Below are 2042 nucleotides of genomic sequence, written 5' to 3'. Positions count from 1 at the left end.
CCGCCCCCGCGCCGGGCACCCGCCAGCTGCTGGAGGAACAGGGCGCGCAGGCCGTCGCCGACTGGATGGCCGCGCAGAAACAGCTGCTGATCACCGACACCACCATGCGCGACGGGCACCAGTCGCTGCTGGCGACCCGGATGCGGTCGATCGACATGATCCGCGTGGCGCCCAGCTATGCCGCCAACCTGCCGCAGCTGTTCAGCGTCGAATGCTGGGGCGGCGCGACGTTCGACGTGGCGTACCGGTTCCTGCAGGAATGCCCGTGGCAGCGCCTGCGCGACATCCGTGCGCAGATGCCCAACCTGATGACGCAGATGCTGCTGCGCGCGTCGAACGGGGTGGGTTACACCAACTATCCCGACAACGTGGTGCAGTTCTTTGTCAAACAGGCCGCGGAAACCGGGGTCGACGTGTTCCGCGTCTTCGACAGCCTGAACTGGGTCGAGAACATGCGCGTCGCGATGGATGCGGTGATCGACAGCGGCAAGATCTGCGAAGGCACGGTCTGCTATACCGGCAACATGCTGGACCCCGACCGGTCCAAGTATGACCTGCAATATTACGTGAAAACCGCGCAGGAGCTGAAGGCCGCGGGCACGCATGTGCTGGGCTTGAAGGACATGGCGGGCCTGCTGAAGCCGCCCGCCGCGCGCATCCTGATCAAGGCGCTGAAGGAGGAGGTCGGGCTGCCGATCCACTTCCACACCCATGACACCAGCGGCATGGGCGGCGCCACGATCCTGGCCGCGGCGGATGCGGGCGTCGACGCGGTCGATTGCGCGATGGACGCGCTGTCGGGCAACACCAGCCAGCCGACCCTGGGGTCGGTGGTCGAGGCGCTGGCCCACACCGACCGCGACACCGGCCTGGACATCGGCGCGGTCCGCGCCATCAGCAATTATTGGGAACGCGTGCGCGAAAGCTATGCAGCCTTCGAATCGGGCCTGCAGTCCCCGGCCTCCGAGGTCTATCTGCACGAGATGCCCGGCGGCCAGTTCACCAACCTGAAATCGCAAGCCCGCAGCATGGGGCTGGAGGATCGCTGGCACGAGGTGGCGCAGGCCTATGCCGACGTGAACCGCATGTTCGGCGACATCGTCAAGGTCACGCCGTCGTCCAAGGTCGTGGGCGACATGGCGCTTATGATGGTGTCCCAGAACCTGACGCCGGACGATGTGACGAACCCCGACCGCGACATGTCCTTTCCCGATTCGGTCGTGGACATGATGCGCGGCAATCTGGGCCAACCCCCCGGCGGCTGGCCCCACGCGATCCAGGCCAAGGTGCTGAAGGGAGAGGTCCCGATCACCGACCGCCCTGGCGCGCATCTGGAGCCCGTCGACCTAGAGGCCGAGCGCGCCAAGCTGTCAGAGATGCTGGACGGCAAGACCATCGACGATGAGGATCTGAACGGATACCTGATGTATCCCAAGGTCTTCACCGACTACATGCAACGCCACGACACCTATGGCCCGGTGCGCACCCTGCCCACCCGCACCTTCTTCTACGGGATGGAGCCGGGCGACGAGATCAGCGTCGAGATCGACCCCGGCAAGACGCTGGAGGTGCGCCTGCTGACCCTGGGAGAGACCGACGAGACCGGCCAGATGAAGGTGTTCTTCGAACTGAACGGCCAGCCGCGTCAAGTGCGCGTCCCGAACCGCACCGCGACCGGCGCGCAGGCGGCGCGCCCCAAGGCCGATGCCGCGAACCCCGGCCATGTCGGCGCGCCGATGCCGGGCGTGGTGGCCTCGGTCGGCGTCACGCAGGCGCGCAGGTCAAGCAGGGCGACCTGCTGCTGACGATCGAGGCGATGAAGATGGAGACTGGCCTGCACGCCGAGCGCGACGGCACCATCACGGCGTTGCATGTCAGCCCCGGTCAGCAGATCGACGCCAAGGACCTTCTGGTCGAGATCGAATGACGCACAGGGCCGGGGAACCCACCCCGGCCCCGCACCCCCGCGCCCGCGTCAGCGGCGCGCGCCGCCGGGCGGCAGCACGCCGACCATCGGTCGGCACCCCCGCCCCCGGCCAGCA

General features: G+C 67.5%; 1 pseudogene. It reads left to right on the top strand.

Features of this window, described 5'->3' with window-relative positions:
* A pseudogene (locus tag TY51_RS07315) lies at positions 1–1927 on the top strand (pyruvate carboxylase); the annotation flags it as partial.
* Positions 1928–2042 lie beyond the last annotated feature (115 nt).

Origin of the sequence: Paracoccus sp. PAMC 22219 (assembly GCF_000787695.1) — a bacterium.
In the GTDB taxonomy this organism is placed as follows: domain Bacteria; phylum Pseudomonadota; class Alphaproteobacteria; order Rhodobacterales; family Rhodobacteraceae; genus Paracoccus.
This window is presented reverse-complemented; position numbering and strand designations above follow the sequence as displayed.